This is a genomic window from Mesorhizobium sp. USDA 3734, assembly GCF_056279665.1.
On sequence record NZ_JBWCCW010000001.1, the window covers coordinates 3,666,565 to 3,690,805 of the forward strand.

The 24,241-nt window shown below is 62.5% G+C and carries 25 protein-coding genes and 3 pseudogenes; 5 read left to right on the forward strand and 23 right to left on the reverse strand.

All coding sequences use genetic code 11. From position 1 onward, the window contains the following. Window positions 1-14: 14 nt before the first annotated feature. From ACZ89F_RS18045 to ACZ89F_RS18070, 6 genes and pseudogenes are all read right to left on the reverse strand, one after another. A pseudogene (locus ACZ89F_RS18045) lies at window positions 15-2,124 on the reverse strand (molybdopterin-containing oxidoreductase family protein). 220 nt (window positions 2,125-2,344) lie between these two features. Then, window positions 2,345-4,222 (reverse strand): ABC-F family ATP-binding cassette domain-containing protein, encoded by a 1,878-nt coding sequence (locus ACZ89F_RS18050; protein WP_109662916.1) that lies wholly within the window; start codon window positions 4,220-4,222, stop codon window positions 2,345-2,347. Between the two features lie 137 nt (window positions 4,223-4,359). Next, window positions 4,360-4,809, reverse strand: coding sequence for a Ros/MucR family transcriptional regulator (locus ACZ89F_RS18055; RefSeq protein WP_109663370.1), 450 nt, complete (start codon window positions 4,807-4,809; stop codon window positions 4,360-4,362). Between the two features lie 162 nt (window positions 4,810-4,971). Then, window positions 4,972-5,175, reverse strand: a complete 204-nt coding sequence (locus ACZ89F_RS18060; protein WP_109662914.1) for a hypothetical protein — start codon at window positions 5,173-5,175, stop codon at window positions 4,972-4,974. After that, window positions 5,168-6,094, reverse strand: a complete 927-nt coding sequence (locus tag ACZ89F_RS18065) for a DMT family transporter (protein WP_476093248.1) — start codon at window positions 6,092-6,094, stop codon at window positions 5,168-5,170. The genes ACZ89F_RS18060 and ACZ89F_RS18065 overlap by 8 nt, the downstream gene beginning before the upstream one ends. Before the next feature lie 45 nt (window positions 6,095-6,139). Continuing rightward, window positions 6,140-6,973: a hypothetical protein gene (locus tag ACZ89F_RS18070; RefSeq protein WP_476093250.1), complete on the reverse strand. Its 834-nt coding sequence runs from the start codon at window positions 6,971-6,973 to the stop codon at window positions 6,140-6,142. Window positions 6,974-7,083: 110 nt separating this feature from the next. Here ACZ89F_RS18070 and ACZ89F_RS18075 point away from each other — a divergent pair, with 110 nt between their 5' ends. After that, window positions 7,084-8,043: a LysR substrate-binding domain-containing protein gene (locus ACZ89F_RS18075; protein ID WP_476093252.1), complete on the forward strand. Its 960-nt coding sequence runs from the start codon at window positions 7,084-7,086 to the stop codon at window positions 8,041-8,043. 154 nt (window positions 8,044-8,197) lie between these two features. Here ACZ89F_RS18075 and ACZ89F_RS18080 read toward each other — a convergent pair whose 3' ends face one another. After that, a complete protein-coding gene (locus ACZ89F_RS18080) occupies window positions 8,198-8,710 on the reverse strand; it encodes a DinB family protein (RefSeq protein ID WP_476093253.1) in 513 nt (170 codons plus the stop codon). Window positions 8,711-8,770: 60 nt separating this feature from the next. On the opposite strand from ACZ89F_RS18080, the gene ACZ89F_RS18085 reads away from it, so the two are divergent. Continuing rightward, complete coding sequence (locus tag ACZ89F_RS18085) at window positions 8,771-9,463, forward strand: glutathione S-transferase family protein (protein ID WP_476093255.1); 693 nt, start codon at window positions 8,771-8,773, stop codon at window positions 9,461-9,463. A gap of 274 nt (window positions 9,464-9,737) precedes the next feature. On the opposite strand, the pseudogene ACZ89F_RS18090 reads toward ACZ89F_RS18085, so the two are convergent. Beyond that, window positions 9,738-9,809, reverse strand: a pseudogene (locus tag ACZ89F_RS18090) (DUF2934 domain-containing protein); the annotation flags it as partial. A 170-nt stretch (window positions 9,810-9,979) separates the two neighbouring features. Between ACZ89F_RS18090 and ndk the strand changes: the two are divergent. Next, window positions 9,980-10,402 (forward strand): nucleoside-diphosphate kinase, encoded by a 423-nt coding sequence (gene ndk / locus ACZ89F_RS18095; protein ID WP_027048827.1) that lies wholly within the window; start codon window positions 9,980-9,982, stop codon window positions 10,400-10,402. 66 nt (window positions 10,403-10,468) lie between these two features. Here the strand turns inward: ndk and ACZ89F_RS18100 are convergent, their stop codons facing one another. The 6 genes from ACZ89F_RS18100 to ACZ89F_RS18125 form a co-directional block, all read right to left on the reverse strand. Next, entirely contained in the window at window positions 10,469-11,233 is a 765-nt protein-coding gene (locus tag ACZ89F_RS18100; protein ID WP_476093257.1) for a YbaY family lipoprotein, read from the reverse strand. Window positions 11,234-11,375: 142 nt separating this feature from the next. Further along, a complete protein-coding gene (locus tag ACZ89F_RS18105; protein ID WP_476093259.1) occupies window positions 11,376-11,852 on the reverse strand; it encodes a molybdenum cofactor biosynthesis protein MoaE in 477 nt (158 codons plus the stop codon). A gap of 1 nt (window position 11,853) precedes the next feature. Then, on the reverse strand, window positions 11,854-12,111 hold the full coding sequence (gene moaD / locus ACZ89F_RS18110) for a molybdopterin converting factor subunit 1 (protein WP_476093260.1): 258 nt from the start codon (window positions 12,109-12,111) through the stop codon (window positions 11,854-11,856). A gap of 1 nt (window position 12,112) precedes the next feature. After that, on the reverse strand, window positions 12,113-12,709 hold the full coding sequence (pgsA, locus tag ACZ89F_RS18115; RefSeq protein ID WP_023673449.1) for a CDP-diacylglycerol--glycerol-3-phosphate 3-phosphatidyltransferase: 597 nt from the start codon (window positions 12,707-12,709) through the stop codon (window positions 12,113-12,115). Between the two features lie 98 nt (window positions 12,710-12,807). Then, entirely contained in the window at window positions 12,808-14,877 is a 2,070-nt protein-coding gene (gene uvrC / locus ACZ89F_RS18120; RefSeq protein ID WP_476093261.1) for an excinuclease ABC subunit UvrC, read from the reverse strand. After that, entirely contained in the window at window positions 14,874-15,632 is a 759-nt protein-coding gene (locus ACZ89F_RS18125) for an SDR family oxidoreductase (RefSeq protein WP_476093262.1), read from the reverse strand. The genes uvrC and ACZ89F_RS18125 overlap by 4 nt, the downstream gene beginning before the upstream one ends. Window positions 15,633-16,045: 413 nt before the next feature. On the opposite strand from ACZ89F_RS18125, the gene ACZ89F_RS18130 reads away from it, so the two are divergent. After that, on the forward strand, window positions 16,046-16,708 hold the full coding sequence (locus ACZ89F_RS18130; protein WP_476093263.1) for an outer membrane protein: 663 nt from the start codon (window positions 16,046-16,048) through the stop codon (window positions 16,706-16,708). 84 nt (window positions 16,709-16,792) lie between these two features. On the opposite strand, the gene ACZ89F_RS18135 is transcribed toward ACZ89F_RS18130, so the two are convergent. The 3 genes from ACZ89F_RS18135 to ACZ89F_RS18145 form a co-directional block, all read right to left on the reverse strand. Then, on the reverse strand, window positions 16,793-17,389 hold the full coding sequence (locus ACZ89F_RS18135; RefSeq protein ID WP_476093265.1) for a glutathione S-transferase family protein: 597 nt from the start codon (window positions 17,387-17,389) through the stop codon (window positions 16,793-16,795). A gap of 126 nt (window positions 17,390-17,515) precedes the next feature. Beyond that, complete coding sequence (locus ACZ89F_RS18140) at window positions 17,516-17,980, reverse strand: N-acetyltransferase family protein (RefSeq protein WP_476093267.1); 465 nt, start codon at window positions 17,978-17,980, stop codon at window positions 17,516-17,518. 299 nt (window positions 17,981-18,279) lie between these two features. After that, complete coding sequence (locus tag ACZ89F_RS18145) at window positions 18,280-18,744, reverse strand: hypothetical protein (protein ID WP_476093268.1); 465 nt, start codon at window positions 18,742-18,744, stop codon at window positions 18,280-18,282. A gap of 544 nt (window positions 18,745-19,288) precedes the next feature. Between ACZ89F_RS18145 and ACZ89F_RS18150 the strand changes: the two genes are divergently transcribed. Beyond that, entirely contained in the window at window positions 19,289-19,600 is a 312-nt protein-coding gene (locus ACZ89F_RS18150; RefSeq protein WP_476093270.1) for a transcriptional regulator, read from the forward strand. Window positions 19,601-19,754: 154 nt separating this feature from the next. Here ACZ89F_RS18150 and ACZ89F_RS18155 read toward each other — a convergent pair whose 3' ends face one another. The 6 genes and pseudogenes from ACZ89F_RS18155 to ACZ89F_RS18180 all read right to left on the reverse strand — a co-directional run bounded on the left by ACZ89F_RS18155 (window position 19,755) and on the right by ACZ89F_RS18180 (window position 24,214). Continuing rightward, window positions 19,755-20,369, reverse strand: a complete 615-nt coding sequence (locus ACZ89F_RS18155; protein WP_476093271.1) for a LysE family translocator — start codon at window positions 20,367-20,369, stop codon at window positions 19,755-19,757. Between the two features lie 103 nt (window positions 20,370-20,472). Further along, window positions 20,473-21,310, reverse strand: a pseudogene (locus tag ACZ89F_RS18160) (EamA family transporter). After that, the gene (locus tag ACZ89F_RS18165; protein WP_476093273.1) at window positions 21,307-21,888 is read right to left on the reverse strand and encodes a TetR/AcrR family transcriptional regulator; all 582 of its coding nucleotides are present in this window, start codon (window positions 21,886-21,888) and stop codon (window positions 21,307-21,309) included. Before ACZ89F_RS18165 ends, ACZ89F_RS18160 begins: the two are co-directional and overlap by 4 nt. Window positions 21,889-22,034: 146 nt before the next feature. Next, window positions 22,035-22,487, reverse strand: a complete 453-nt coding sequence (locus tag ACZ89F_RS18170) for a hypothetical protein (protein ID WP_476093274.1) — start codon at window positions 22,485-22,487, stop codon at window positions 22,035-22,037. A 270-nt stretch (window positions 22,488-22,757) separates the two neighbouring features. Beyond that, the gene (locus tag ACZ89F_RS18175; protein ID WP_476093276.1) at window positions 22,758-23,606 is read right to left on the reverse strand and encodes a 23S rRNA (adenine(2030)-N(6))-methyltransferase RlmJ; all 849 of its coding nucleotides are present in this window, start codon (window positions 23,604-23,606) and stop codon (window positions 22,758-22,760) included. Then, the gene (locus ACZ89F_RS18180) at window positions 23,603-24,214 is read right to left on the reverse strand and encodes a hypothetical protein (protein ID WP_476093278.1); all 612 of its coding nucleotides are present in this window, start codon (window positions 24,212-24,214) and stop codon (window positions 23,603-23,605) included. The genes ACZ89F_RS18175 and ACZ89F_RS18180 overlap by 4 nt, the downstream gene beginning before the upstream one ends. Window positions 24,215-24,241: the final 27 nt, after the last annotated feature.

Genomic DNA, 24,241 nt, shown 5'->3' on the forward strand with positions numbered 1-24,241 from the left:
AGTTCTCGCCGACCTCACCCTGCCGCGCGCAGCCAGACCTTGTTGTCGTGGAAGGCAGCACCGCCATATGGCGCCGGCGCGTCGGCGCCGGTCAGCACGTTGATACCTTCGCCGCGCTCGTGGGCGCTGTTTGGCCAGATGCCTTCGGCGATGACGACGCCGCGCTTGAGGCCGTCAAACAGCTTTGCATGCAGCACGACTTCGCCGCGCTGGTTGCCGACCTCGACACGGTCGCCGTCGGCCAGCCCGTGTGCTGCGGCATCGTCGGGATGCAGCAAGAGTTCCGGACGGCCTTCCCTGGCCTTCGACACCGGCGTTTCCGAGAATGTCGAGTTGAGAAAATTGCGCGCCGGCGAGGTTGTCAGCCGGAACGGATGCGCCTCGTCGGCGACCTCGATCAGGTCGACATGGTCGGGGAATTCCGGCAGCCGCGCCACCGGGCCGAACAGACCCATGCTTTTCGGCGGGCGGTTGGGCGCCGCCTGCCCGGTCCAGTCGGCCCGAAAGCGGAATTTTCCATCCGCATGGCCAAATCCCCTGATGAAATGCGCGGTATCGAAATCCGGCTGCAGGTCGACCCATTTGTCTTCCTTCAAGCTGTCGAAACTGCCCAGCCCGCGCTTGCCAAGAATGATGTCGATATGCTGCTGCTCGGTCAGGCCAAAGCCCGGTCGATCGGCGACGCCGAGGCGCCCGGCCAATTCCTCGATGACGAAATGATTGGTGCGCGGCCCTTCCGGCGGCTCGATCAGCTTAGGGCCAAGCGTGATGTGCTGGTTGCCGCCGCCCTTGTAGACGTCGTCATGTTCCAGGAACATCGTCGCCGGCAGCACGACATCGGCGAGCTTGGCCGTGTCGGTCATGAACTGCTCATGCACGCAGGTGAACAGGTCGTCGCGCAGGAACCCCTGCGTCACCAGCCGCTGTTCGGGTGCCACATTCACCGGGTTGGTGTTCTGGATCAGCATCGCCGTCACCGGCGGGCCGCCATAAAGCGCGTCGCTGGCTCCGGTCAGCACCGGACCGATGCGCGAATGGTCGAGATAGCGGATCGAGGGATCGCGCATCTTGGTGCCTTCGAGCACATCCTGGTTGAGCTTGAAGATGCCGGAATTGGAATGAAAGGCGCCGCCGCCCTCATATTGCCAACTGCCGGTAACCGCAGCGATGCAAGATGCGGCATGCATGTTGACGGCGCCATTGCGCTGGCGCGCGAAACCATAGCCGAGCCGGAAATAGGTCTTTTTGGTGGTGCCGACGAGCCTGGCGAAGGCCTCGATTTCGGCGACCGTCAAGCCGGTGATCTCAGCCGCCCACTCCGGCGTGCGCGTCTTGAGATGTGCTTCCAGTCCCTTCGGATCGTCGGTGTATTTTTCGAGATAGGCGCGATCGGCCATGCCTTCCCGGAACAGCACATGCATGACCGCGCAGGCCAGCGCGCCGTCGGTGCCGGGCTTCAACACCAGGCCGAGATCGGCCTGCTTCATCGTCGCGTTTTCGTAGACGTCGATGACGACGATCTTGGCGCCGCGCTCCTTGCGGGCCTTGATGGCGTGGGTCATGACGTTGACTTGGGTGACGACGGCATTGGTGCCCCAGATCACCACGCAATCGGATTTCGCCATCTCGCGCGGGTCCGGCCCGCGCAAGGCGGCCCGCCCCCATCATCCAGCCGGTCCAGGCCAGGTTGGTGCAGATCGAACCAAAGAAGCCGGAATACTTTTTCGCGTGGCGCAGCCGGTCGATGCCGTCGCGCTGCACCAGCCCCATCGTGCCGGCGTAATAGTAGGGCCAGACCGTCTCCGAGCCGTATTTCACTTCAGCCGCGATGAACTTTTCGGCGACGAGGTCGAGCGCGGCCTCCCAACTCGCTTCCTTCCAGGCGCCCTCGCCCTTGGCGCCGGCGCGGATCAGCGGCTTCAGCAAACGGTCGGGGTGGTGGACGCGGTCGGCATAACGCGCGACCTTGGCGCAGACGACGCCGGCCGTATAGCTGTTGGACTTGGCACCATGGACGCGGCCGATGCGATTGCCGTCGAGCAGTTCGACCTCGAGCGCACAGGTCGACGGGCAATCATGAGGACAGGCCGAATGGCCGATTCTGAGCTTGGCGTGCTGGTTCATCGGGTCAAACTAGTCGTTAGTGATGGCGGCGTGTAGGGCCAGATTTGCCCACAAGCTGCCTTTGGGAGATGTCTTTTCCACCTGATGTGGCGCGGCGGTGGTTCACCCTCCCCTTGATGGGGAGGGTCGGCGCGCAGCGCCGGGGTGGGGTGAACTGCCGCGTTGCCCCCCACCCCGCTCCGCTTCGCGGATCGACCCTCCCCACAAGGGGGAGGGTCGATCACTCCGCCGTGCCTTCCTCATATTCGGCCGACATGGTCAGCCACTTTTCCTCATGGCCGGCCAGCGTCTGGGCAAGCTGCGAGCGCTCCTTGGCGAGCCGCGTCGCGGTCGAGGGATCCTTTTCATAGACAGCCGGATTGGACAGCTCGTCCTCGATGCCGTCGATGCGCTTGCGGATGCGGTCCATCAGCGCTTCGGTGGCGCGGATCTCCTTGGCCAACGGCTCGAAGGCGGCGCGGCGTGCGGCTGCATCGCGGCGGCGATCGGCCTTTGACGCCTTGTCGGCCTCGCGCTTGCCGCGGCGGTCGCCGGACACGCCGGTGACCAGCGTCTTGTAGTCTTCCAAGTCGCCATCATACGGGTTGACCGCGCCGTCCTTCACCAGCCATAGCCGGTCGGCGGTCGCCTCGAGCAAATGGCGGTCGTGCGAGATCAGGATCACGGCGCCGGGAAATTCGTTCAGCGCATGGATCAGCGATTCGCGGCTGTCGATGTCGAGATGGTTGGTCGGTTCGTCGAGGATGAACAGGTTGGGACCCTCGAAGGCCGACAGGCCCATCAACAGCCGCGCCTTCTCACCACCCGACAGGTCCTTGGCGGCGGTGTTCATCTTCTCGGTGGTGAGGCCGAACTGGGCGACGCGGCCGCGCACCTTCGATTCCGGGGCCTCCGGCATCAACCGGCGGACATGCTCGTAGGCGTTTTCGTCCGGCCGAAGATCATCGAGCTGATGCTGGGCAAAGATCGCCACCTTCAGCCCGGGCGCCACCGTCATGGTGCCGCTCTCCTGCTTGAGCCGGCCGGACAGCAATTTGGCGAAGGTCGACTTGCCGTTGCCGTTGGCGCCGAGCAACGCGATGCGGTCGTCGGCGTCGATGCGTAGCGTCATCTTCTTGAGGATCGGCTGCCCGTCCGTGTAGCCGACATTGACGTTGTTCAGCGCCACGATCGGCGAGGCCACTGTCTTCACCGGCTCGGGGAAGGAGAACGGCCGCACCGAATCGTTCACGATGGCCGCGATCGGCTTCATCTTTTCCAGGGCCTTGATGCGCGACTGTGCCTGTCTCGCCTTGGAGGCCTTGGCGCGGAAGCGTTCGACGAAGGATTCCATGTGCTTGCGGGCGGCTTCCTGCTTGACCCGGCCCTTCTCCTGCAATTCCTTCTGCTCGGTGTATTGACGCTCGAACTGGTCGTAGCCGCCGCGCCAGAAGGTCAGCTTCTTCTGGTCGAGATGAACGATCGAGTTGACGGCGCGGTTGAGCAGGTCGCGATCGTGCGAGATCAAAAGCACTGTGTGCGGGTATTTCGACACGTAGTTTTCCAGCCACAGCGTGCCTTCGAGATCGAGATAGTTGGTCGGCTCGTCGAGCAGCAGAAGGTCGGGCTCGGCAAACAGCACCGCGGCGAGCGCCACGCGCATGCGCCAGCCGCCGGAGAAGGACGATGCCGGACGCCTCTGCGCGGCGTCATCGAAGCCGAGGCCAGCGAGAATGGTGGCGGCGCGGGATTCGGCTGAGTGCGCGTCGATGTCGGCCAGCCGCATATGGATGTCGGCGATACGGTGCGGATCGGTTGCCGTCTTTTCTTCTTCGAGCAGCGCCGTGCGTTCGAGATCGGCCTTGAGCACGATCTCGATCAGCGGGTCCTCGGTGCCTGGCGCTTCCTGCGCCACCTGGCCGATGCGGGTGCTCTTCGGCAGGCTGATCGAGCCTGTCTCGGAAGGGAAATCGCCGGTGATTGCCTTGAACAGCGTCGTCTTGCCGGTGCCGTTGCGGCCGACAAGGCCGGCCTTGGTGCCGGCCGGCAAGGTCAGGGAGGCATGGTCGAGAAGCAAACGTCCGGCCATGCGGAGCGATAGGTCATTGATGATCAGCATGGCCGCGCTTTTGCACCGGACATCAACGCTTCGCAAGACCTTGTGGGCCAGTTGGCCGCACAAGGTCTCGAAACGACGCCCGCGAGGGCGCCGTCAAAGCAGTCGAACAGTGGCCCGCCTACCCGGCGAGGCAGCGCTCAGGCAGTCGCCTTGCGCTTCGTCGCCTTGGCCACAGTGGCCGGCGCTGCCGCCGGCTTGCGGCCAAGTCCCGTCGACTTTGCCAGCGCCGATCGTGTCGCCGAGTAGTTTGGCGCAACCATCGGATAGTCCGGCGGCAAGCCCCATTTGGCCCGATAGTCGTCCGGGCTCAGGCCGTAGTCGGTCCGCAGATGCCGCTTGAGCGACTTGAACTTCTTTCCGTCCTCAAGGCAGATGATGTAGTCGGGAAACACCGACTTCTTCGGATTGACTGCCGGAACCAGGTTTGGGGTTTCCGCGACAACTGCACCAGCGAGCTTGCGGACCGAAGCACTGACGCTGGCAATCAACTCGGGCAGACCGGAAGCCGGAAGAGGATTGTTGCCTACATAGGCCGAGACAATATCGGCCGTCAGCTCGATAACGGTCTTATCATCGATATTTGACAATTCTTTCACCTTGTTTGCGACAAAATCATCCACCCCAGCGAAGACTTGTGTCGATGTATCTCTTTAACCGCGTCCCCCAACGGACCGCCAAGTCTCAAAAAGGAATCAAGAATCGGCAAAAGTAGCTTTCATGCGAAATCGGCGCTATGCAAATTAGAAAATCTAATACTTGGAACTAGCAGACTTCGCAGCAGGACTGTCGGCCAATATCTCCAGAATACGCTTCCAGCGGGCGCAGCGCCCGAAATCCTTTTGTTCTATCGCCTTTTCGGCCTTCATCGCGGCGTAAAGCGGCGCCTCGGCGCCAAATTCCTTGATCAGCCAATGCGCTTCCTGAATGGCCAGACGTTCATTTTCGTCAAACATGGTTTTCGGCCTCCGAACGTTCCACACCGACCGCGACGCAACTGCCGATGACGAGGACGGCTCCGACAATGGCCGTCATCGTCAGCCGCTCACCGGACAGGGTCAGCAGCAGGGTCGAAGCGATCGGCGTGAGATAGGCGACGACCGCGATCTTGCCGCTGCCTTCGAGCTTCAAGGCGCGTGACCAGAAATAGTAGCCCAACCCCATCGGACCGGCGCCGAGATAGAGGCCGAGAGCCAGGTCCGTACCGACGGGCCAGGTAAAACCGTCGCGAACGCACCACAGAAACGTCAAGGCGACGCCGATCAGCGCCGATGGCAGCAACAGACGATCCGGCGAGGTGGCAACCCGCCCCACCATGATCGAATAGAAGGCCATGCACAGTGCGGATCCAAATGCGGTGAGATAGCCGACGAGATCGCCCTGGAGCCAGGATTGGTTACGCCCGCCCGAAATCACCAGTGCAACGCCGATGAAGCCCACCACCGCGGCTAGGCCCAGCAGTGCCGGGCGCCGCGGATTCTCCAAGGCGATGACCGCCGCCGCGACCATCAACGGCCAGGTGTAGGCCATCAGATTGGCCTCGATCACCGGCATCGAAGCGAAGGCTATGTATTGCAGCACCATGGTGCCGACCAGACCGATGAAGCCGACCGCGAGAGCGATGAGCGCCGCCCCGGCCGTGACCGGCGAGGCTCCTTCCCGGCTCATCAGCCGGATGACGGCGAAGACCAGCGCAGCGCCCGCAAATTGCAGGAACTGCACCTGCGACACCGGATGGCTGGCCAGCAGGGATTTGCCGACCAGCGCATTTGTCGACCACAGAGCCACCGCGCCGGCCGCGAAGACCAGCGCGGATATCGAGCCTGATCCATGCCGAAACAACGGGCCTGGGACTCTATTATGCCGTTCGACCATGACCGTGTCCGAAAACCGGTTCCCACTTTTCGGAATCATGGTTCATTACCATGATTCCCTGGCCCCGCCCGGAACCGACGGATCGACGGGGGCGGGTACCGGATGCTCTGCCTCGAACCGGCGATAGGCCGGCAGCTGGTTGGTCCAGACATCTTCGGCCAACTCGTTGACCCACTCACGGTCGTGGTCGTTGTCGGCGGCGAGATAGAACATTCTGTTATCGTCGACATAGGGCTTGGCCACCGAGCGCTGGTTGAGCACCAGCGTGACGCGCTCGCCGAACCGGATCGGGGCGGTGCGATGCAGGACGCCCAGGAACTGCCCGAGCGTCGCATAGTTCATCTTGTGGTCGATGCGCATGACGCGGTTGCGCGGGATCTCGCGGCCGGATTCGAGGATGGCGCGGCCGGTTTCGGAGTCGTCACAATAGATTTCGAGATGGCCGCCGACCAGCGGGTTGCTGATCGACAGCGGAATGAGCTCGGTGACCGGAACGCCATCGCAATGCCATTCCACGGCGCCGTCCTTGGGGTTCATGAAGGTGACTGTCGAACCGACGATCGACAGCGGATAGGGCTCCAGCTTGGTGCCCATCATATCCGACAGCCGCTCCAGGCGCAGCTTGTCATTCAGCAACTCCTTGATCTCGGGGATGAAGCGGTCTGCCCCGGTGATGAAGGTCAGATCGAGGTGCTTATGCACGGCATGGCTGGCCTTGAGCTTCAGAGCAGCCTCCTCGATCGCGGCAAGAAGTGCCGGGTCATAGCCGTGCAAATATTGCGCGACGCCGAAACTCGACACTTTCCAGGCGGTCTCATGGCCGATGATGGCTTCACGGCTCATCGCATAGCGCAGTTCGGGAATTGTATGGGCGTTCATTGTACTTCTCCAGGAGGGGGGCAACACTTGGTGAACAGTCGATTAATTCACCCACCCCTGTAAAATTAGGAATGCTGGTGCTAGTGTAAGCCAAGCTTAAGGTCGAAACCGTGCGTCTGCTCAGTCAGGTCAACCTCAATTCGCTTAAAATCGTGGAAAGTGCTGCGAGGCACGGGAATTTCACGCGGGCCGGCGAAGAACAGTTTATCACCGCTTCAGCGGTCAGCCAGCGCGTGAAAAGCTTGGAGGATCAGCTGCGCTTCAAGATCTTCCAGCGCGGCGGCAATGCGGTGTCGCTGACGCCGGAGGGCGAGACCTATGTCTCGCGCGTTCGCGAGGCGCTGGAGCGAATCGTCGCCGCCAGCATGGAAGCGACCGGGCAATCGCAGGAGCATGTGTTGAAGATTTCTGTGTTGCCGACTTTTGCCGCACGCTGGCTGTTTCCGCGTCTGCCGCTGTTCCAGCGGCAATACCCGGACATCGAGATGCGGGTCTCGACCTCCTACGCGACGCATGAGTTCACGACTTCCGAATTCGATCTTGAAATCCGCTATGGCGACGGTCACTTTCACGGGCTGCAATCCGATCTGCTGTTTCGTGAAGATCTGACACCCGTGTGCAGCCGCAAGCTGTTCCATGAAGTTCTCGGCGACAAGCCGCTGTCAAAGGTGATACCGGACGACCTCAAGCACTTCACGCTGCTGCATTCCGATACCTGCACCCAGAATTGGCAATCCTGGCTTGGTTTCGCCGGCGCCAGCTTCGTGCTCAGCGAGACCAAAAGCATCTATTTCGACTCGTGCATGATGTCCTACGAGGCAGCCAATTCCGGGATGGGTTTTGCTGTGGCCAACCGCGCCTATATGGCGAGCGATATCCGCGCCGAAAGGCTGGTGGCTCCATTCGCCGTCCACCATCCGAACACGGCTGGTTGGTATTTTGTCTCACCCCCAAAGAACCTTGCCGCACGCAAGGCCCTGCTGTTCAAGCAATGGGTGATGGCGGAAGCGGCTCTGACGCAGTGCCAGATGGACAGCGAAATAAGGGGCGAAGCTTCGACGGCTGCCTGATTTCGGGCAAGCATTTGGTTGTCTGCCGACGAGATTAGACGGCAAGAGCAAGTTCAGGGTCAGAGACTAGTGGCCTGATGTAAGGACTATGCTGCAGCACAAAAGTCCTCGCAGGGCCCTCAACCTCCGGACTCACAACCAAACGTCGCAGGGATCAGGCGAAAGCCCTGCCCTCCTCGGTGCGCTGGAAGAGCATCAGGTCCAACCCCAGGCTTGGCCGTCCCAGGATGGTCAGAATCGTATGCGCCTGGCCGCGATGGTGGGTCTGGTGGTTGAAGACATGGTCCAGCGCCGGCGCCAGCCTCTGTGAGACCGTGCGCATGTCCGAGACGGTCATGTAGGTGAAGCGGCCCGTCAACGCCTTGTCGCTGAGGCCGCCGACCCAATCGATGATCCTCCGGTCCTCGGCTTCACGCGCCATCCGCAGACCGGTCAGCCCGCGATGCAGGATAGTGTCCAGCGTCGTCGGCGCGTCGCCCTCGCCGGTGAAGCGCTTCATCCAGATGCGGTCGGCCGTCAGGACGTGGTTGAGCGTGCCCATCATCGAGCCGAAGAAGGCCCCGACATCGCGGTTGAATTCCTCGTCGTCGAGCTCGGCGGCGGCATCATAGATGCGGCCATTGGCCCATTGATTGTAGGCCGCAAACATCATGAAATGCTGTCTCATGGCTTCCCCTCGGCTCGCGTCGATGCGGGGCCTACCTAACCCGCAGGAACGCCGCCGCCAATGACCATTCTGCTCTATGACCTCGTCGGACGCGACACCACACGTCCGTTCAGCCCGCATTGCTGGAAGGTGGCGATGGCGCTTGCCCACAAGGGGCTCGACATATCAACCGCGCCGACGCGCTTTCTCGAGGTGCCCGCCGTCGAGGGCGGCGTTTCGAAAACCGTTCCGGTGATCCGGGACGGCGAGACGGTCGTAGCGGATTCCTTCGCCATCGCGCTCTATCTCGATGAAGCCTATCCGGACCGGCCGACGCTGTTTGGCGGTGAAGGCGGCAAGGCGATGGCGCGCTTCGTCGAACGCTGGTCGCAACTGACCATCCATCCCTATGTGACCACCGTGGCGATCATGGACCTTCATGCCATGCAGGACGCGGAAAACGCCGCTTATTTCCGCCAGAACCGGGAGCAGCGTCTCGGCAAGCGGTTGGAAGACGTGATGGCAGCCCGAGACGCCGGGCTCGGCACCTTCAGGGTCTCGCTGGAACCATTGCGTTCAATGCTCGCCTATCAGCCATTCATCGGCGGCGCGTCGCCGCTGTTTGCCGACTATATCGTTTTCGGCGCGCTGCAATGGGCGCGCATAGCCTCGCCTTACCAATTGCTCGACGACGGCGACGTGGTGGCGCGGTGGTTCGCCCGCTGCCTCGACCTGCATGGCGGGCTGGGACGAAAAGTGGCCGCGGCAGCGTGACGCCGCAACGCCTGCCCTTGCCGCAAGGCACCAAGTGGGCAGTCAATGTCCTGCAAAGGTCAGCCGCGAGGCGATAGCCAGGTCTTACTTGGCCGCCGCCTTCTTTGGCTTGCTGGCCTTCGTGGCAGCCTTTGCTTCCTTGGGAGCGGCTTTTGCCTTGCCGGCGCCAGCTGCCTTCTTGGTTGGCTTTTTTGGCTGCCGACTTCGCCGCGGCGTCCTCCTGGTCGATATCGGCCGCCGCCTGATGCCAATGGCGCTCTTGGTGTCCGGCCGGCTGTCCCTCTTGCAGCCAGATCTGATGCGCGCGGTTGCGAATGCGTTCCTGACGATCGTCTGTCATGGTCATGTTGTCTCCATGCGGGCCGACTTCAGCGCGGCGCCGACACGCGAGTATAGCAAGCAACGCGTTGCTGTGCAGCCTCCGCCTCACGGACCGTTCCTCACCCCTTGGCAATGGGCCGGGCGGCTTGTATAGAGCCCGCCACTCTCAATTCCACTCAGAGACAAGGACAACCCATGGCGCTCGAACGCACATTTTCCATGATCAAGCCGGACGCAACCCGGCGCAACCTCACCGGCGCCATCACCAGGATGCTGGAAGAGGCCGGCCTGCGCGTGATCGCCTCGCGCCGGGTCTGGATGAGCCGCCGCGAAGCTGAAGGCTTTTATGCCGTCCACAAGGACCGCCCGTTCTTCGGCGAGCTGGTTGAATTCATGTCGTCGGCACCGACAATCGTGCAGGTGCTGGAAGGCGAGAATGCCATTGCGCGCAACCGCGAAGTGATGGGCGCCACCAACCCGGCCAACGCCGCCGAAGGCACCATCCGCAAGGTGCATGCGCTGTCGATCGGTGAAAACTCGGTGCACGGCTCCGACGCGCCGGAGACCGCGGCAGAAGAGATCAAGTACTGGTTCTCGGACACCGAGATCGTCGGCTAAGCCGACAGTCCAAATCTTGGATCCCGTGAAAAAGGCCGGCGTTTCGCCGGCCTTTTTCATTGACGATCAGCTCGCGGCGCTAAGGCGCAGGATCTCGCGGCCATCCTTGTCGGCGATGGTGAGCTTGCCGGCATCGACACTGTATGACGCGGCCTTGGCCAGTGCATCGAACACCGCCTTTTCCTCAGCCATCACCTCGGGCGCGCAGGCCTTGTAGGTCGAGCCGATGTCGCTGATTGCGATTGCCTGGCCATCGACCTTGGCGGTGGCGAAATAGGTGTTGCAGGGGCCGCTGCCGCCTGCCTTGCCAGCCTCGCTGACCCTGAATGTCGCTTGCGGCGCGGTAATGGCGCCGATGCCGTCGACAAAGTCGACCAGCCAGAGCTGGTCAAAGACGGAAACCGTCGGCTCGGCGCCCGGCGTCACCATCTTCAGCACGATGGTCTGCGGCACGTCGGCCAGCGGATCGACCTGATGGCGCATATCGGAGATGAACAGCAGCTTGTCATCGACGGTAATGCGGGCTTGCAACGCGTAAGTCATCTGCGACCGGATGACGGAAGGGTCGAATTTGATCTCGAAGCTGATCGGCACCTGGCCGGCTGGCTTCACTTTCTGTTCGCCGATGATGGTGGCCGGCGCATCGGCCAGCGACACGTCGGCAAGCTGGACGGAGAGTACCGCACTGGGCGGCAAGGCAATGCGCTCGCGATAGATCACCTCGCCTCTCACGGAATTTTCGGCGGCAACGGACAGTTCCGGCACGGCCAATATGCCGACCACCAGAGGCACGAAACCGAAGACGAAGAACTCCGCGATCCTGTCCAGCATGACCATCTCCCTTGCCCCGGGCCGCCAGTGCCCAGGCTGGTCGATGTCCCGGTTGCCAATGCCCGGGCTGCCAATGCCCAAGCCGACCAGCCGCGCTCAATTGGCCAAAGGATTGCGGTCAATGCATGGCTGCGGCGGTATTTTAGTCCGACGATTTCCAGCGGCCGGCGGCCTCGTCGTCGGCCTCCTTGGCCTCGACCCAGCCGCCCTCGGAGCCGTCCGCGCGATGCTCCTTCTTCCAGAAGGGCGCGCGCGATTTCAAATAGTCCATGAGAAAGTTCGCCGCCTCGAACGCCGCCTGGCGATGCGCCGAGGCGGTCACCACCAGAACGATGTTCTCGCCGGGCGCGATCTTGCCGTGGCGGTGGATGGCGGTGAGGCCCTGCAACGGCCAGCGCTCGACCGCCTCGGCAGCGATGCGGGCGATTTCTGCCTCGGCCATACCGGGATAGTGCTCGAGCTCAAGCGCCGACAAGGTGCCCTGCTCGTCCCGGCAAAGGCCGGAGAAAGAAACCACTGCGCCGATATCGGCGCGACCTTGCGTCAGTCTGGCGATCTCGACGGCGACATCAAAATCTTGGCGCTGGATGCGCACGACAGGTACGACCGCACCGGTCATGTCAGCCCCCGGTCATCGGCGGGAACAGCGCAATCTCGCGCGCGCCCGCGATCTTCTCGCGATGCTCGACATGTTCCTGGTCGATGGCGACGCGGATCACGTCGGGATATTGCAGCGCATGCTCGTATTCCTCGCCGCGCGATTTCAGCCAGCGCAAGAGATCGGCGACCGTCTCGACGCCAGCAGGCAAGTCGACGTCTTCCTCAGGCATGCCGATGCGTTCGCGCACCCAGGCAAAATAGATGAGCCGGGTCGTCATCTCACTCGTCCATGATGTGCTTGAGGCCGGCGCGGAAATAATCGTAGCCGGTGTAGAGCGTGACCAGGGCCGCGATCCACAGCAGCACCAGCCCGGTCTGGGTGGTCAGCGGGAAGATCTTGTCGCCGGCCGGCCCCGCCAGCAGGAAGGCGATGGCGACCATCTGGATCGCGGTTTTCCATTTTGCCAGCTGCGTCACCGGCACCGAGACTTTCAGCGCCGCCAGATATTCACGCAGGCCCGAGACGAGGATTTCGCGGCACAGGATGATGATCGCCGCCCACAGCGACCAGCCGGCGATGCCGGCATGACGGTCGGTGTCTGCGGCCAGCAGCAGCAGGCAGGTGGCGACCAGCAATTTGTCGGCGATCGGGTCGAGCATCTTGCCGATGTTGGAGGTCTGTTGCCAGGCGCGCGCCAGGTAGCCGTCCAGGTAATCGGTGATCGAGGCGAGCAGGAAGATGATCAGCGCCGACCAGCGGGCGAAGTCGCTGGACTTGAGATGCCCTTCGAGAAAAAAGCACAGCACCACCAGCGGCACCGCGACGATGCGGGCGTAGGTGAGCATATTGGGCAGGTTGAACGCGCGCTTGGCCATATCTGGGGAACTCTTTCTGCCTGCCTACTCAAATCAGAAGCGAATGTGGGGGGTCAACAGGCTAGAATCGATTGGCCAGCCGAAAATACCCGAATCCGTCAGCTCTCATGAAAATGATTGTAGACCAGTTTGGCGACCTGTTCGGAAATGCCGTCGACTTTCCTCAGATCCTCGATGGCCGCGCGGCTGACCGCCTTGGCGGTTCCGAATGCAAGCAGCAGCGCGCGCTTGCGGCCGGGACCGATGCCGCTGATCTCGTCGAGCGGGCTCTTGACCATCTCCTTCTTGCGCCGCGCACGGTGCGAGCCAATGGCGAAACGGTGGACCTCGTCGCGCAGACGCTGGACGAAATAGAGCACGGGATCGCGGACCGGCAGCGAAAACGAATCCCTGCCCCTGACGAAGAAGCGCTCGCGGCCGGCATCGCGGTCCTGGCCCTTGGCGATGCCGATCGCCACCACCCGGTCCTCGATGCCGAGATCCGACAGGATCTTGCGCACCGCCGTCATCTGGCCCTGGCCACCGTCGATCAGGATGACGTCGGGCCAGGCCGGGAAGCTGCCGGAGATATCGTCTTCGATATCATCGCCCGCCTCGCCTGCCACGGCATCGTCGGCCACGGCAACATCGCCATGTTCCTTGAGCAGCCGCGAAAACCGCCGCTCCATCACCTCGCGCATCATGCCGAAATCGTCGCCAGGCGTGATCTCGGTCGAGCGGATGTTGAATTTTCTGTACTGGTTCTTCACAAAACCTTCCGGTCCGGCGACCACCATGGCGCCGACGGCATTGGTGCCCATGATGTGCGAATTGTCATAGACCTCTATGCGCACCGGCGGCTTCGCCAGGCCGAAGGTTTCGGCGAAACCGGCCAGCAGGCGTCCCTGGGTCGAGGTTTCGGCCAGGCGGCGTCCGAGCGCCTCGCGGGCATTCTGCAGGGCGTTGTCGGTCAGATCCTTCTTCTCGCCACGCTGCGGCACAGAGATCGCGACCTTGCGGCCGGCGCGGGTGGAGAGCGCTTCGGCCAGCAACTCCTGATCCTCGACGCCATGCGACAGAAGAATGGTCCGCGGCGTCGGCTTGTCGTCGTAGAACTGCGCTAGGAACGAACCCAGCACCTCGGCTGCTTCCAACGCCGGATCGGCCTTGGGGAAATAGGCACGGTTGCCCCAGTTCTGGCCGGTGCGAAAGAAGAACACCTGGATACAGACCTGGCCGCCTTCCTGGTGGATGGCAAAAACATCGGCCTCGTCGACAGTCGCCGGATTGATGCCCTGGTGGCTCTGCACATGCGACAGGGCCGCAAGTCGATCGCGATAGATCGCGGCGCGCTCGAAGTCGAGAGCTTCCGATGCTTGCTGCATGGCGGCCGAGATTTCCGTCTTCACCTTCTGGCTGCGGCCGGACAAAAAGTCCTTCGCCTCGCCGACCAGCTCGGCATAGTCCTGGTGCGAGACCTCGCCAGTACAGGGGCCGGCGCAGCGCTTGATCTGGTACAGCAGGCACGGCCGCGTGCGGTTCTCGTAGAAAGAATTGGTGCAGCTGCGCAGCAGGAAGGCGCGCTGCAGTGAATTGATTGTGCGACCGACGGCGCCAGCCGAAGCGAAGGGGCCGAAATAGTCGCCTTTGCGCGAGCGCGCGCCGCGATGCTTGTAGATGCCGGGCGAGACATGGTCGCCGGTCAAAAGAATATAGGGAAACGACTTGTCGTCGCGCATCAGCACATTGAATCGCGGCCGCAAGCGCTTGATAAGATTGGCTTCGAGCAGCAGCGCTTCGATCTCGGTGCGGGTAACGACGAACTCCATCGTCGACGTCTCGCGGACCATGCGGCCGATGCGGGTGGTGTGGAAGCGGCCTTGCGCGTAGTTGGTGACGCGCTTCTTCAGGCTGCGCGCCTTGCCGACATAGAGCACATCGCCGGCGGCGTTCATCATGCGGTAGACGCCCGGCGCGTTGGGCAGCCGCTTGACCAGCGTCTGGATCACCTCGGCGCCGACCATGCCTTCGGCGTCGCCGGCATGCGGCGTCCAGTCAATAGCGGTGAAGGCGACATCAGGACCGGCTGGTTCGACGATCTCCTCGACCGCCTCGTCCTCGAGGTCGATATCGGGGGGCAGATCGTCGGTGCCGCCGCGCGGCTTGTTTTTTTGGTCTACAGGACTCATTCCGCCATGCCTGTCACATCGGGCGTCTGCCACGCAAGATGCTGACCACCATCAAGCGCAATCATCTGGCCGGTGACCGAGCGCGCTTCCCAGAGATAGCGGATTGTGGCGCCGAATTCCGGCAATTCCGGGCCGCGCTTGAGGATCAAGCCATCAACCTGCGCGGCGAAATCGCTGTCGTCCTGGCGCGCGTTCTTCAGGGTAGGTCCCGGACCGATGGCATTGACGCGGATGCGAGGGCCGAGCGATTGCGCCATCATCTGGGTGGCCGTCCACAGTGTCGACTTGGACAGCGCATAGGAGAAATAGCGCGGTGTCGGTCGCCAGACACGCTGATCGATCATATTGACGATCAGGCCCTCCTGCCCTTCCGGCAACGCTCGGGCAAAGTTCTGCGCCAGCAGCGCCGGCGCCTTCACATGCACGGCAAAGTGCCGATCCCAGGCCCGCCAGTCGAAGTCCAGAACCGAATCGTCCTCGAACAGCGACGCATTGTTGACCAGCAGCGAGAGCGGTCCGAGCGCTGCTTGCGCCTGGCCAACGAGGTCGCTGACGGCGTCCATATCGGTCAGGTCGGCGGCGATCACGGCGGCGCGGCCGCCGCTGGCGTTGATTACGGCAGCCGACACATCGGCCTCGACACGCGAGCGGTTGCAATGGATGGCGACAGCAAAACCATGGGCGGCGAGATCCTCGACGATCGCCCGACCGATCCGTTTCGCCCCGCCCGTCACCAGCGCCGTGGCTCTGCTCATATGGTGTCAATCCTCAATTTCGGCCCGAAAACACGGTGCCGGCGAAATATGGCCCGGCATGCGTTAAATGGCGTTCGCACCTTGGGCAGCATTGTGGCGAAACGGCCGGTTGGGCGTCCCGACCCGTCTTTGACTCGAAGCCGCCCGAGCGGAATATAGGACGCTGGAGTCCTTGCACCAAGCGGTGTGCAGCGCAGCATGAGACGGCTCCTGCCATTTCGCTGTTGCGAAGATGCAACGTCAAGGTTCCGCCTCATTCGCGCCGGGTAATGACCCAAGTTCAGGTTCGCTTCAGCCGCATTTTGACACGACATTTGGAACCGACGAACGCCAGATCCGTTTCACCCCCCGGACGGGTAGATGGCGATCGTGAGAAACAAGCCTGTGTCCTGTGGCTTAAGGAGTAAAGAACAATGCAAGCCAATTTCAAATTCGCACGGCCGTTGGCCGTCGCGCTCGGGCTCTTCGCCCTCAGCGGAACCGCCTATGCTGCGGACGTCGTTTCGGAAGAGCCGCCGGCACCCGCGCCGATTGCTGAACTTCCGGTCGCGTCGTGGGCCGGCCCTTACGCCGGTCTCAACGTCGGCTATGGCTTCAGCGGCCATACCAAAGAAAAGGACCTGGGTGTCGACAACGTTGACGTCGGCACCAAGGGCTTCGTTGGCAGCGTCTTCGGCGGCTATCAGTGGCAGCAGGAGAACTTCGTTTACGGTGCTGAAGCCGAACTCGGCTACAACGGCGTCAAGGGCGACGATTCCGGCGTCAATTCCAAGGCCGGCTTCGAAGGCTCGCTGCGGGCTCGTCTCGGCTACGCTGTGACCCCGGAAATCCTGCTCTATGGTACTGGCGGCCTCGCCGGCAGGAGCCTGAAGGTGGAAGATCCCATCTTCGGCACAGACCGCGCTACGATGATCGGCTGGACGGCCGGCCTCGGCACCGACATCAAGCTGACCGACAACGTCTTCGGCCGTGTCGAGTATCGCTACACCGACTTCGGCAGCAAGAGCTTCGATGGCATCGGCAAGGTCAAGGCCACCGACAACCGCGTCACCTTCGGCGTCGGTATGAAGTTCTAAGTCGTTCAAGCCACGACACGAAAAAGCCGGGCCTCGCGCCCGGCTTTTTTTGTGTCTGAGTGATCGCGCCGGAGATCGAAGCGATCACCCAGGGATGCATGGCCTCAGCTCTGGAAACTTCTCGTCGAAGCGCGCTGCCCACCGCGTCAGTCGGGCGCGACCCTTCTCCCATTTTCCGGCAAAGCGCAGCGAGAGATAACCAAGGCAGGCGCGCAGCGCCATCTGGCCGGCCGTGATCTTCTTCGGCAGCTTCGGCGGGTTGGCGTTGAGCAGATCGAGTGCTGCCGTGATCTTTGCCCATTGGCGATCGAGCCAGGGCTGGTAGACCATCTCCTCAGGCCGCGTACGCCGCTCGTAGACCATCGACAGCGCACAGTCGCAAATGCCGTCCGCCAACGCCTCCAGCACTTCCGCCTCGAGCCGCTTGTCGGGATTGCGCGGAAAAAGCGCGCTCTTCGAAACCCGGTTGAGATGCTGGGTGATGGCGCGGCTGTCATGGATCGAGCGGCCGTCGTCGAGCACCAGAACCGGGATCTTGCCGAGCGGGTTGGCGATCATCAAATCGGCCGGCTTCTCCTCGGTCTTGACCGGCACCAGATCGACGGCGATGCCGGCATAGGCTGCTGCCATTCGCACCTTGGAACTGTAGGGAGAAGACGACGCATAGAGCAGTCTGGGCATGGATCGGTTTCCTGTTTGCAAGCGTGGGCAGTGTTGACCGATCAGGCGCGCTCGAGCAATGGCCACAAGCGGAAAACCCGGCCGCCAGCGAGCGACGGGTTTGGCAAGTCGGCGCCTGCATCAGTGTCATTGACCCGGGCCGGTTAGCGAGCGCTCCATGATGATGGTGCGTTCATCGCCATAATAGCTGTCGCGAACTGCCCTGTATCCAAGCCGGGCGTAAAATGGCTCTGCCGTCACCGAGGACGGCACAGTCAGCACGGCGACACCGCTTTCGTGCGCCGCTTCCTCGACCTCCGCCATAAGTCGTTTGCCGATACCACGGCCTTGCAGTTCAGGATCCACAAAGACGGATCGAACAACACTTCCATCGAGGCTGGCTGTTCCAACGATCCTGCCGCGCACAAGCGCGACGGAAACCCTTCGCTTCCTCAGAAGCACAGAGACAGCGGATGGGCTGAAGCTCTGCTCCACACGAGCGATGATGTCTTGCGAATAGTCTTTCGCATTGGTCTGTCGCAGAGCTGCCAGGATCACACGGCTTACGGCTTCCGCATCGTCCTTGTCTGCTCTGCGAATCGTGAATTCCAAAGTCACTTCGTCACCCAGGCAGCCGACCCGAATTCTGTGCGGCGCAGACCGTGGTGGCACGCGGATCAGCGGTCGACAACAAACACCGAAAGGCTTCGCGCCAAGATTTGATCCGCCATCGTTGACGCGAAAAAACCCCACCGGACTTCGCCCTATGGCGAAGTCCTGGGAGCTGCGAAAAGATATCCTCCGTCCGCCTCTGTTCTCGCCTTCCAAGTGACCAAGCAGCAAGCGGGGCGCCTGTCAGGCACCCGCCCTTGACTGTCTCGGCACGGCCCCCGGCGAGGGAAGAAACGCGATTACTTCTTGCCGGCCTTCGCGGGTGCTGCCTTCGGCTTGGCCGCGGGTGCCGCTTTCTTCACCGGTGCTGAAGACTTCGCTGCCGCCGCCTTCTTTGCCGGTGCAGCCTTCGCTGCCGGTTTCTTGGCAGGTGCAGCTTTCGCAGCCGGTTTCTTGGCAGGTGCCGCCTTCTTCACTGCGGGTTTTGCAGCAGCCTTTGCAGCCGGCTTCTTGGCCGGTGCCGCCTTCGCAGCCGGCTTTGCCGCCGCCTTGGCAGGTGCTGCCTTCTTCACTGCAGGTTTTGCAGCGGCCTTTGCAGCCGGCTTCTTGGCCGGTGCTGCTTTTGCCTTGGGCGCGGCCGCCTTCGGCTTGGCAGCAGGTGCTGCTTTCTTCACTGCAGCTGCGACCTTCGCCGTCGCTGCTTTTGCGGGTGCTTTCTTTGCCGGTGCGTTGGACGCCGGCGCTTTGGATGACTGCTTAGCCATGCGATGCCCCTTCCGTTGTGCCGATGGCCGTAATGACCCGGCGCGCTCATGCATATCTGACTCGCGGCTTGCTAGCCAGCGAAGCAACAGACTGATTTCTGCAGCTTAAATTTTGGTTACGGATCGCACATGATCGTGCTGATCGTCGCAGAAATCCGCTGTTGATCTTCGACCATTGCCTAGAGTGTACCACAGACATTCTCCACACCCTGCGAGACCGTTCCTCCCGTGAAGCTCTGAAGATCAGTCAGCAGTTTGCGCATCGATCTTCGGTCGCTGACATCATGACCCGCTGCCTCATCGATGCGATCATCTCGTGCAAGCAGACGATCTATACTGCAATCTGACAGCCGATCGCTGCATCACCTTGTCAAGCACGATCGCGCCACCGCCTGCGTGTGAATTGACAGATGACTCTACATCACAGAGTATTCTGCATGGAATGCGGGAGTGCTTCAATGTCGATCGCACGGGAGCAAGCGGCGCTGTCGCCGTTTGAGCTTGCCGAGCCCGGCGGCGGCCTCGGCCGCATCGGAGCTGACCGATGAGTGCCGACGAAATCATCCACCAGAGCACACGGCTCAGGATCATGGCCACCCTGAACATGCTGGAAAGGCGGCAAACGCTGGACTTCAGCCAGTTGAAGGCCATCGTGGACGCCACTGACGGCAATCTCGGCGCGCATCTCGATACGCTGGCCAGGGCCGGCTATGTCGAGATCGAAAAGCTGTTCGTCGGGCGCCGGCCGCAGACGCGCGTCAGGGCGACAACGAGCGGACGGCGCGCGTTCCGCGGCCACGCCGCGTTCCTGCGCAAAATCCTCGATCAGGCTGAAACGGCGCCGCGCAGAAAATAGCAGAACCGCTCCATCTCTTTGGTCTGACGCAATTCCCAACGGAAAGCGCTATGCGCTTTTCCCGGAAACCGCTTCACACTTTTCCTGGAATTGCTCTCTTTGTCTTGAGGCAATTCCGGACGGAAAACCGCTTCACACTTTTCCTGGAATTGCTCTAGCGCGTGGCGACCACGGCGACACCGGCGCCGATCATCACACCGCCCGCCGCGCGGTTCACGCGACGCACGATCTTCGGGGTGCGCAACAGGCTGCGAGCGCGAGCGGCGAGAATGACGTGGCCGCCGATCACCACCACCTCGACGGCCAGGATTATCATTATCAGCACACCGAGATGGCCAGCGTTGAGCGATGCGCCGACGACGTTCGGCAGCAGCGCGACGTAGAACAGCGGCATTTTCGGATTGCCGAGATTGAGCGCGATGCCGGTGGCAAAAATCGTCAGCAGCCCGCGCCTTTCGGAGACGGGTTGCAGCTCCGGCACGACGGGCACGGCGGTCCACAGCCTGATGCCCATCCAGATCAGATAGGCCGCTCCACCATAACGAAGCACCGTCATCACGATCGCCATCTTGGCGGCGATGATCGACAGGCCGAAGGCGGCGAGGATCAGGAAGATGAGAATGCCAACCACCGTGCCTGCGCCATAGGCGATACCCGAGGCTGCGCCGCTGGAGATCGTGCGCGCGACTATCGTCATGTTGTCCGGTCCGGGGCTGGCAGCGAACACGAAGAAGGCAGCCGCGAAGGCAAGGATGGTGGCAAGATCCATGAAGACTCCCGAAAGTGATCTGTTGCTCTCGGACGTTCAGACTAGCCAGTTTGCCTGTCGGCGACATCAGGAAAATTCAGGATCTTCGCGATGCACATTTTCGTCACGGCTGATAGCCGAGGCAGATCGCGCCGAGTGCGACGATGGCGCAGGCGCCGACCCGCCGCGGCGTCAGCATCTCGCCGAGAAACAGGCGCCCGATGAAGGCCGCGAAGACGACGCTGGTTTCGCGGATCGCGGTGATCGGGCCGGCCGGCCCAAGCGCGAAGGCCGCGACCACGACGCCGTAGGCCAAAAGTGCGAACATGCCGCCGCCCAGCGCCTTCCAGGTTTCCGGCGCCCGCGGGTCGACGATGAGCCGGCCACGGCAGGCGACGAAGGTCACCGGCAGCAAGGCGCCGTATACCAACAGGACCCAGGCGGTGTAGGCGCCGGCATTGCCCGCCGCGCGAACGCCGATCGCATCGACGGTCGCATAGGCGGCGATGATCGCTCCCGTTGCCAGCGCATAGAGTATCGATGTCGTGGCGGCTCTGCCTCTTCCGAGCGAGAGACCCATGATACCGCCGGCGACCAGCGCGACGCCGACGGTCTGCGGCAGGGTGAGCTGCTGGTTAGCGAGGAAAAAACCACCGAGCGTGACAAGCAGCGGCACGCTGCCGCGAACGATCGGATAGACCTGTCCCAGCTCGCCATATCTGTAGGCGGCCACCAGAAACACGCTGTAGCCGACCTGCAGGCAGGCCGAGAGCACGATATAGAACCAAGCCTGTGCGGCCGGAAGGGCGTGGAACATGGCGAAGGGAATGGCAAGCGCCGTACTGGAAAAAGCTCATGACGGTGACGGTCCACAGCCTGTCGGCTCCCGTTCGCAGGAAGGCGTTCCAGGTTGCGTGCAGGATCGCCGCAAACAGCGCGAGCCCGATGACCAACGGGCTCATTGCGGCCTGCGCGAGGCGGCGATGACGCCCAGGGCCGCCTTGCGAGCGTCGCGAATGGCGGTGTTCGCCTCCCCCATCTGTGCCAGCAGGGTCGCACCCTCGATCAGCATCAGCAGTGTCGCCGCCACACTCTCGGCGCGGCCGCGCGGCATCACCTCTTCGAGGATCGACTGCATGCGCCGCTTGAGGCCGTTCTTCTGCCTGGCGGCAGCCTTGAACACCGGATGCTCGGAATCACCGAACTCGGCCAGCGCATGCGCGAACAGGCAGCCATGGAAATCCGGGCTGCGGAACCAACGTTCATGCCAGTTGAAAATCTCTCCGATTTTCTGCTCTGGCGTGGTGCCCTGTTGGGCGAGGCGTTCTAGCTGGCTGTCAAAACGGCGCGCACGATAGTCGAGCACCTCGACGATCAGTTCGTCCTTGCTGGGAAAGTGGCGATACATCGTCATCTTGGCCACCTCGGCCTCGGCGATGATCCGGTCGATTCCGGTGGCATGGAAGCCTGCGCGCTTGAAAAGCGCGTAGGCCGTTTCGACGACGTGCTGACGCTTGTCGGAAGCAGGCGATGATGTCATGACCCTTACCGGTGATGAGACAGGTCTGTCTCATACTTATGCGACGGGTAGCATCGTCTGTCAACACAAGACGGAAAAGCGCCTGCGGCCGATCGAGCCGCAGGCGCGAAAAGGAACGGAAACGGGAAAGCCGCGTTCAGAGCGGTTTAGCGCAGGACGCGGCAGCGGCCGTTGTAGACCATCCAGCGGTCGAAGCCCGAGACGCAGAATTCGACATTGTCGCCGATCGAGGCAAAACCCTGGCCTTCCTCGATCAGGTACCAGATGGTGCGATCGCGGCCGTCGGAGAGACTGACGGTGGCGCCGCAGTAGCGGCGGCCGATCGGCCAGCTGTCGTTGGCCGGCAGGTAGCGGTGCTGGTGGATGCGCTGGAAATCGGTGATCTGCACGTCCGGCAGATGCGGCACGTGATGCACCTGGTAGGAGAAGCGGCTGGTGATCTTGTTCAGTACCCAGGCTTCACCACAGACGCCGCTGTCCTCATCGGAATAGACCGTGAGATCGGCGGCCTGTACGGCCTGGGTGACGCCGAGAGGCGCGGTGAGTGGAGTGCAGAGCGAAATCAGGGCGGCAAGGGCGGATTTGGCGAAGCGAGTCATGGCAGCCTCTCAAGGTCGATTGCGCGCACTGTGCGGATTCGCTTGGCGGCGGTCAAGCGGTTGCGGAAACAATGGTTTCCCAGTTTGAAACTGCCGTGGCCAAAGCCGGACTTGCGTGGAACCGGAATGGCTCCGCACGTTGATACCCGGATCCAGAGAGCGCGAGCCCTGGGTCGTTAAAGAGCCCGCCTTCCCGACCCCTCCGGAACGCGGGCTTTTTCGCGCCTGGTACCGAAATGGCGACGCCCGAAACACCTTGCGTCGTCAAGCCTACTCCCCGGCCAGCCATTCCAGCGACCAGTGCGCCGGCCTCCCCACCGCAAGCAGTCTGTGCAAAGCCGGCAGCAATGCACGCAGCTCACCCTCCAGCGTGAATGGCGGGTTGACCACCAGCAGGCCACTGCCGTCGAGGCTGGGTTCCGATGAAGCGGGCCTGATCTCGAACTCTATGTCGAGCAGCTTCGGGATGCCGGACTGCTTCAGCGCCTTGCGGAAGGCGATGATCGCCTTCCGATCCTTGATCGGGTACCACAGCGCATAGATGCCGCCGGGCCACCGCTTGTGCGCCCTCATGAGCCCGTCAACGAGGCGCTCGAACTCACCCGCCTCCTCAAATGGTGGATCGATGAGAACCAGGCCGCGCTTTTCCTTCGGCGGCAGATGCGCGCCGAGCGCCAGCCAGCCATCGAGTTCGATGATCCGGGCCTGGAAATCACCGGCAAAGAGCGTCCTCAGCTTCGCAACGTCCTTTGGGTGCAGCTCGATCGCCGTCAGCCGGTCCTGCTTGCGCATGAGGTGACGCGCGATCAGCGGTGAGCCAGGATATTTCTGGATGCCACCCTCGGGGTTGAGCGACCGTACCGCCTCCAGATAAGGCGCAAGCAGTGCAGCCACCGGTGCGGCAAACGGGGCATCGATCACCCTGCCGATGCCGCCCTGCCACTCACCGGTCTTCTGCGCTTCGACCGACGACAGATCGTAGCGGCCGATGCCGGCATGGGTGTCGATGACACGAAACGCCTTGTCCTTCTGCTTCAGATACTCGAGCAGTCGCGTCAGCACCACATGCTTGACGACGTCGGCAAAATTTCCGGCATGATAGGCGTGGCGGTAGTTCACTTGGAACCCCTGCCCCAACGCGGCGGCGGCGGCTGCGAGTTCGGATTTTCCGGCTGGCCGCCGCTAGAGCGCAGGGTCAGCAAAAATCCGATCAGGCCGATCGCCATCAGCGAGAAGCCGACCGGCCGCGCACGGCTGTCGATCTCGCCGACACCTGAGCGCAAGATGAGATCGACCGCTCGCATCGGTATGTCGTCGGCATCACCCGGTCCGACGGTGAAGATGTAGGGGCCAGGGCTGACGGTCGCGATCACGCCTGCCTCGTCGCGAAAGATCTTGTCGGGCAACTGCGGGCTGGCCTGGCGCGGGTTGTCGGAATGGTTGAACCGCAGCGTCGAGGCGAGCACCGTGCGGCTATTGCTGGCGGCGGTCAGCGTCAGCACGGTGCGCTGCTGCGAGACGATGCGCTCGGCTCTTGCGGTCAGGTCGACCAGCACCCGCACCGGTGCGTCGCGGGCGGCGAGCGGCACCGTCAGCGGCTTGAAGCGGCCCTGCTCATAGACCCGCCAGGTGCCGATCTCACGGCCGGAGAAATTGCTCATCGCCCAGGGATAGATGACACCGATGCCGGTGCCGGCAAGCAGGATCAGGACAAACAGAAAGCGCATTCACATCACCACAGGATATCGTGACCT

Excerpts from the sequence above, each read along its gene's own strand:
- ACZ89F_RS18180 (WP_476093278.1), bottom strand. The coding sequence starts at position 24,214 with ATGCGCTTTCTGTTTGTCCTGATCCTGCTTGCCGGCACCGGCATCGGT.
- ACZ89F_RS18155 (WP_476093271.1), bottom strand. The coding sequence starts at position 20,369 with ATGGATCTTGCCACCATCCTTGCCTTCGCGGCTGCCTTCTTCGTGTTC.
- ACZ89F_RS18145 (WP_476093268.1), bottom strand. The coding sequence starts at position 18,744 with ATGGCTAAGCAGTCATCCAAAGCGCCGGCGTCCAACGCACCGGCAAAG.
- ACZ89F_RS18165 (WP_476093273.1), bottom strand. The coding sequence starts at position 21,888 with ATGACATCATCGCCTGCTTCCGACAAGCGTCAGCACGTCGTCGAAACG.
- ACZ89F_RS18170 (WP_476093274.1), bottom strand. The coding sequence starts at position 22,487 with ATGACTCGCTTCGCCAAATCCGCCCTTGCCGCCCTGATTTCGCTCTGC.
- ACZ89F_RS18070 (WP_476093250.1), bottom strand. The coding sequence starts at position 6,973 with ATGAACGCCCATACAATTCCCGAACTGCGCTATGCGATGAGCCGTGAA.
- ACZ89F_RS18100 (WP_476093257.1), bottom strand. The coding sequence starts at position 11,233 with ATGCTGGACAGGATCGCGGAGTTCTTCGTCTTCGGTTTCGTGCCTCTG.
- ACZ89F_RS18060 (WP_109662914.1), bottom strand. The coding sequence starts at position 5,175 with ATGTTTGACGAAAATGAACGTCTGGCCATTCAGGAAGCGCATTGGCTG.
- ACZ89F_RS18135 (WP_476093265.1), bottom strand. The coding sequence starts at position 17,389 with ATGCCCAGACTGCTCTATGCGTCGTCTTCTCCCTACAGTTCCAAGGTG.
- ndk (WP_027048827.1), top strand. The coding sequence starts at position 9,980 with ATGGCGCTCGAACGCACATTTTCCATGATCAAGCCGGACGCAACCCGG.
- ACZ89F_RS18065 (WP_476093248.1), bottom strand. The coding sequence starts at position 6,094 with ATGGTCGAACGGCATAATAGAGTCCCAGGCCCGTTGTTTCGGCATGGA.
- ACZ89F_RS18130 (WP_476093263.1), top strand. The coding sequence starts at position 16,046 with ATGCAAGCCAATTTCAAATTCGCACGGCCGTTGGCCGTCGCGCTCGGG.
- ACZ89F_RS18125 (WP_476093262.1), bottom strand. The coding sequence starts at position 15,632 with ATGAGCAGAGCCACGGCGCTGGTGACGGGCGGGGCGAAACGGATCGGT.
- ACZ89F_RS18080 (WP_476093253.1), bottom strand. The coding sequence starts at position 8,710 with ATGAGACAGCATTTCATGATGTTTGCGGCCTACAATCAATGGGCCAAT.
- ACZ89F_RS18105 (WP_476093259.1), bottom strand. The coding sequence starts at position 11,852 with ATGACCGGTGCGGTCGTACCTGTCGTGCGCATCCAGCGCCAAGATTTT.
- moaD (WP_476093260.1), bottom strand. The coding sequence starts at position 12,111 with ATGACGACCCGGCTCATCTATTTTGCCTGGGTGCGCGAACGCATCGGC.
- ACZ89F_RS18085 (WP_476093255.1), top strand. The coding sequence starts at position 8,771 with ATGACCATTCTGCTCTATGACCTCGTCGGACGCGACACCACACGTCCG.
- pgsA (WP_023673449.1), bottom strand. The coding sequence starts at position 12,709 with ATGGCCAAGCGCGCGTTCAACCTGCCCAATATGCTCACCTACGCCCGC.
- uvrC (WP_476093261.1), bottom strand. The coding sequence starts at position 14,877 with ATGAGTCCTGTAGACCAAAAAAACAAGCCGCGCGGCGGCACCGACGAT.
- ACZ89F_RS18150 (WP_476093270.1), top strand. The coding sequence starts at position 19,289 with ATGAGTGCCGACGAAATCATCCACCAGAGCACACGGCTCAGGATCATG.
- ACZ89F_RS18050 (WP_109662916.1), bottom strand. The coding sequence starts at position 4,222 with ATGCTGATCATCAATGACCTATCGCTCCGCATGGCCGGACGTTTGCTT.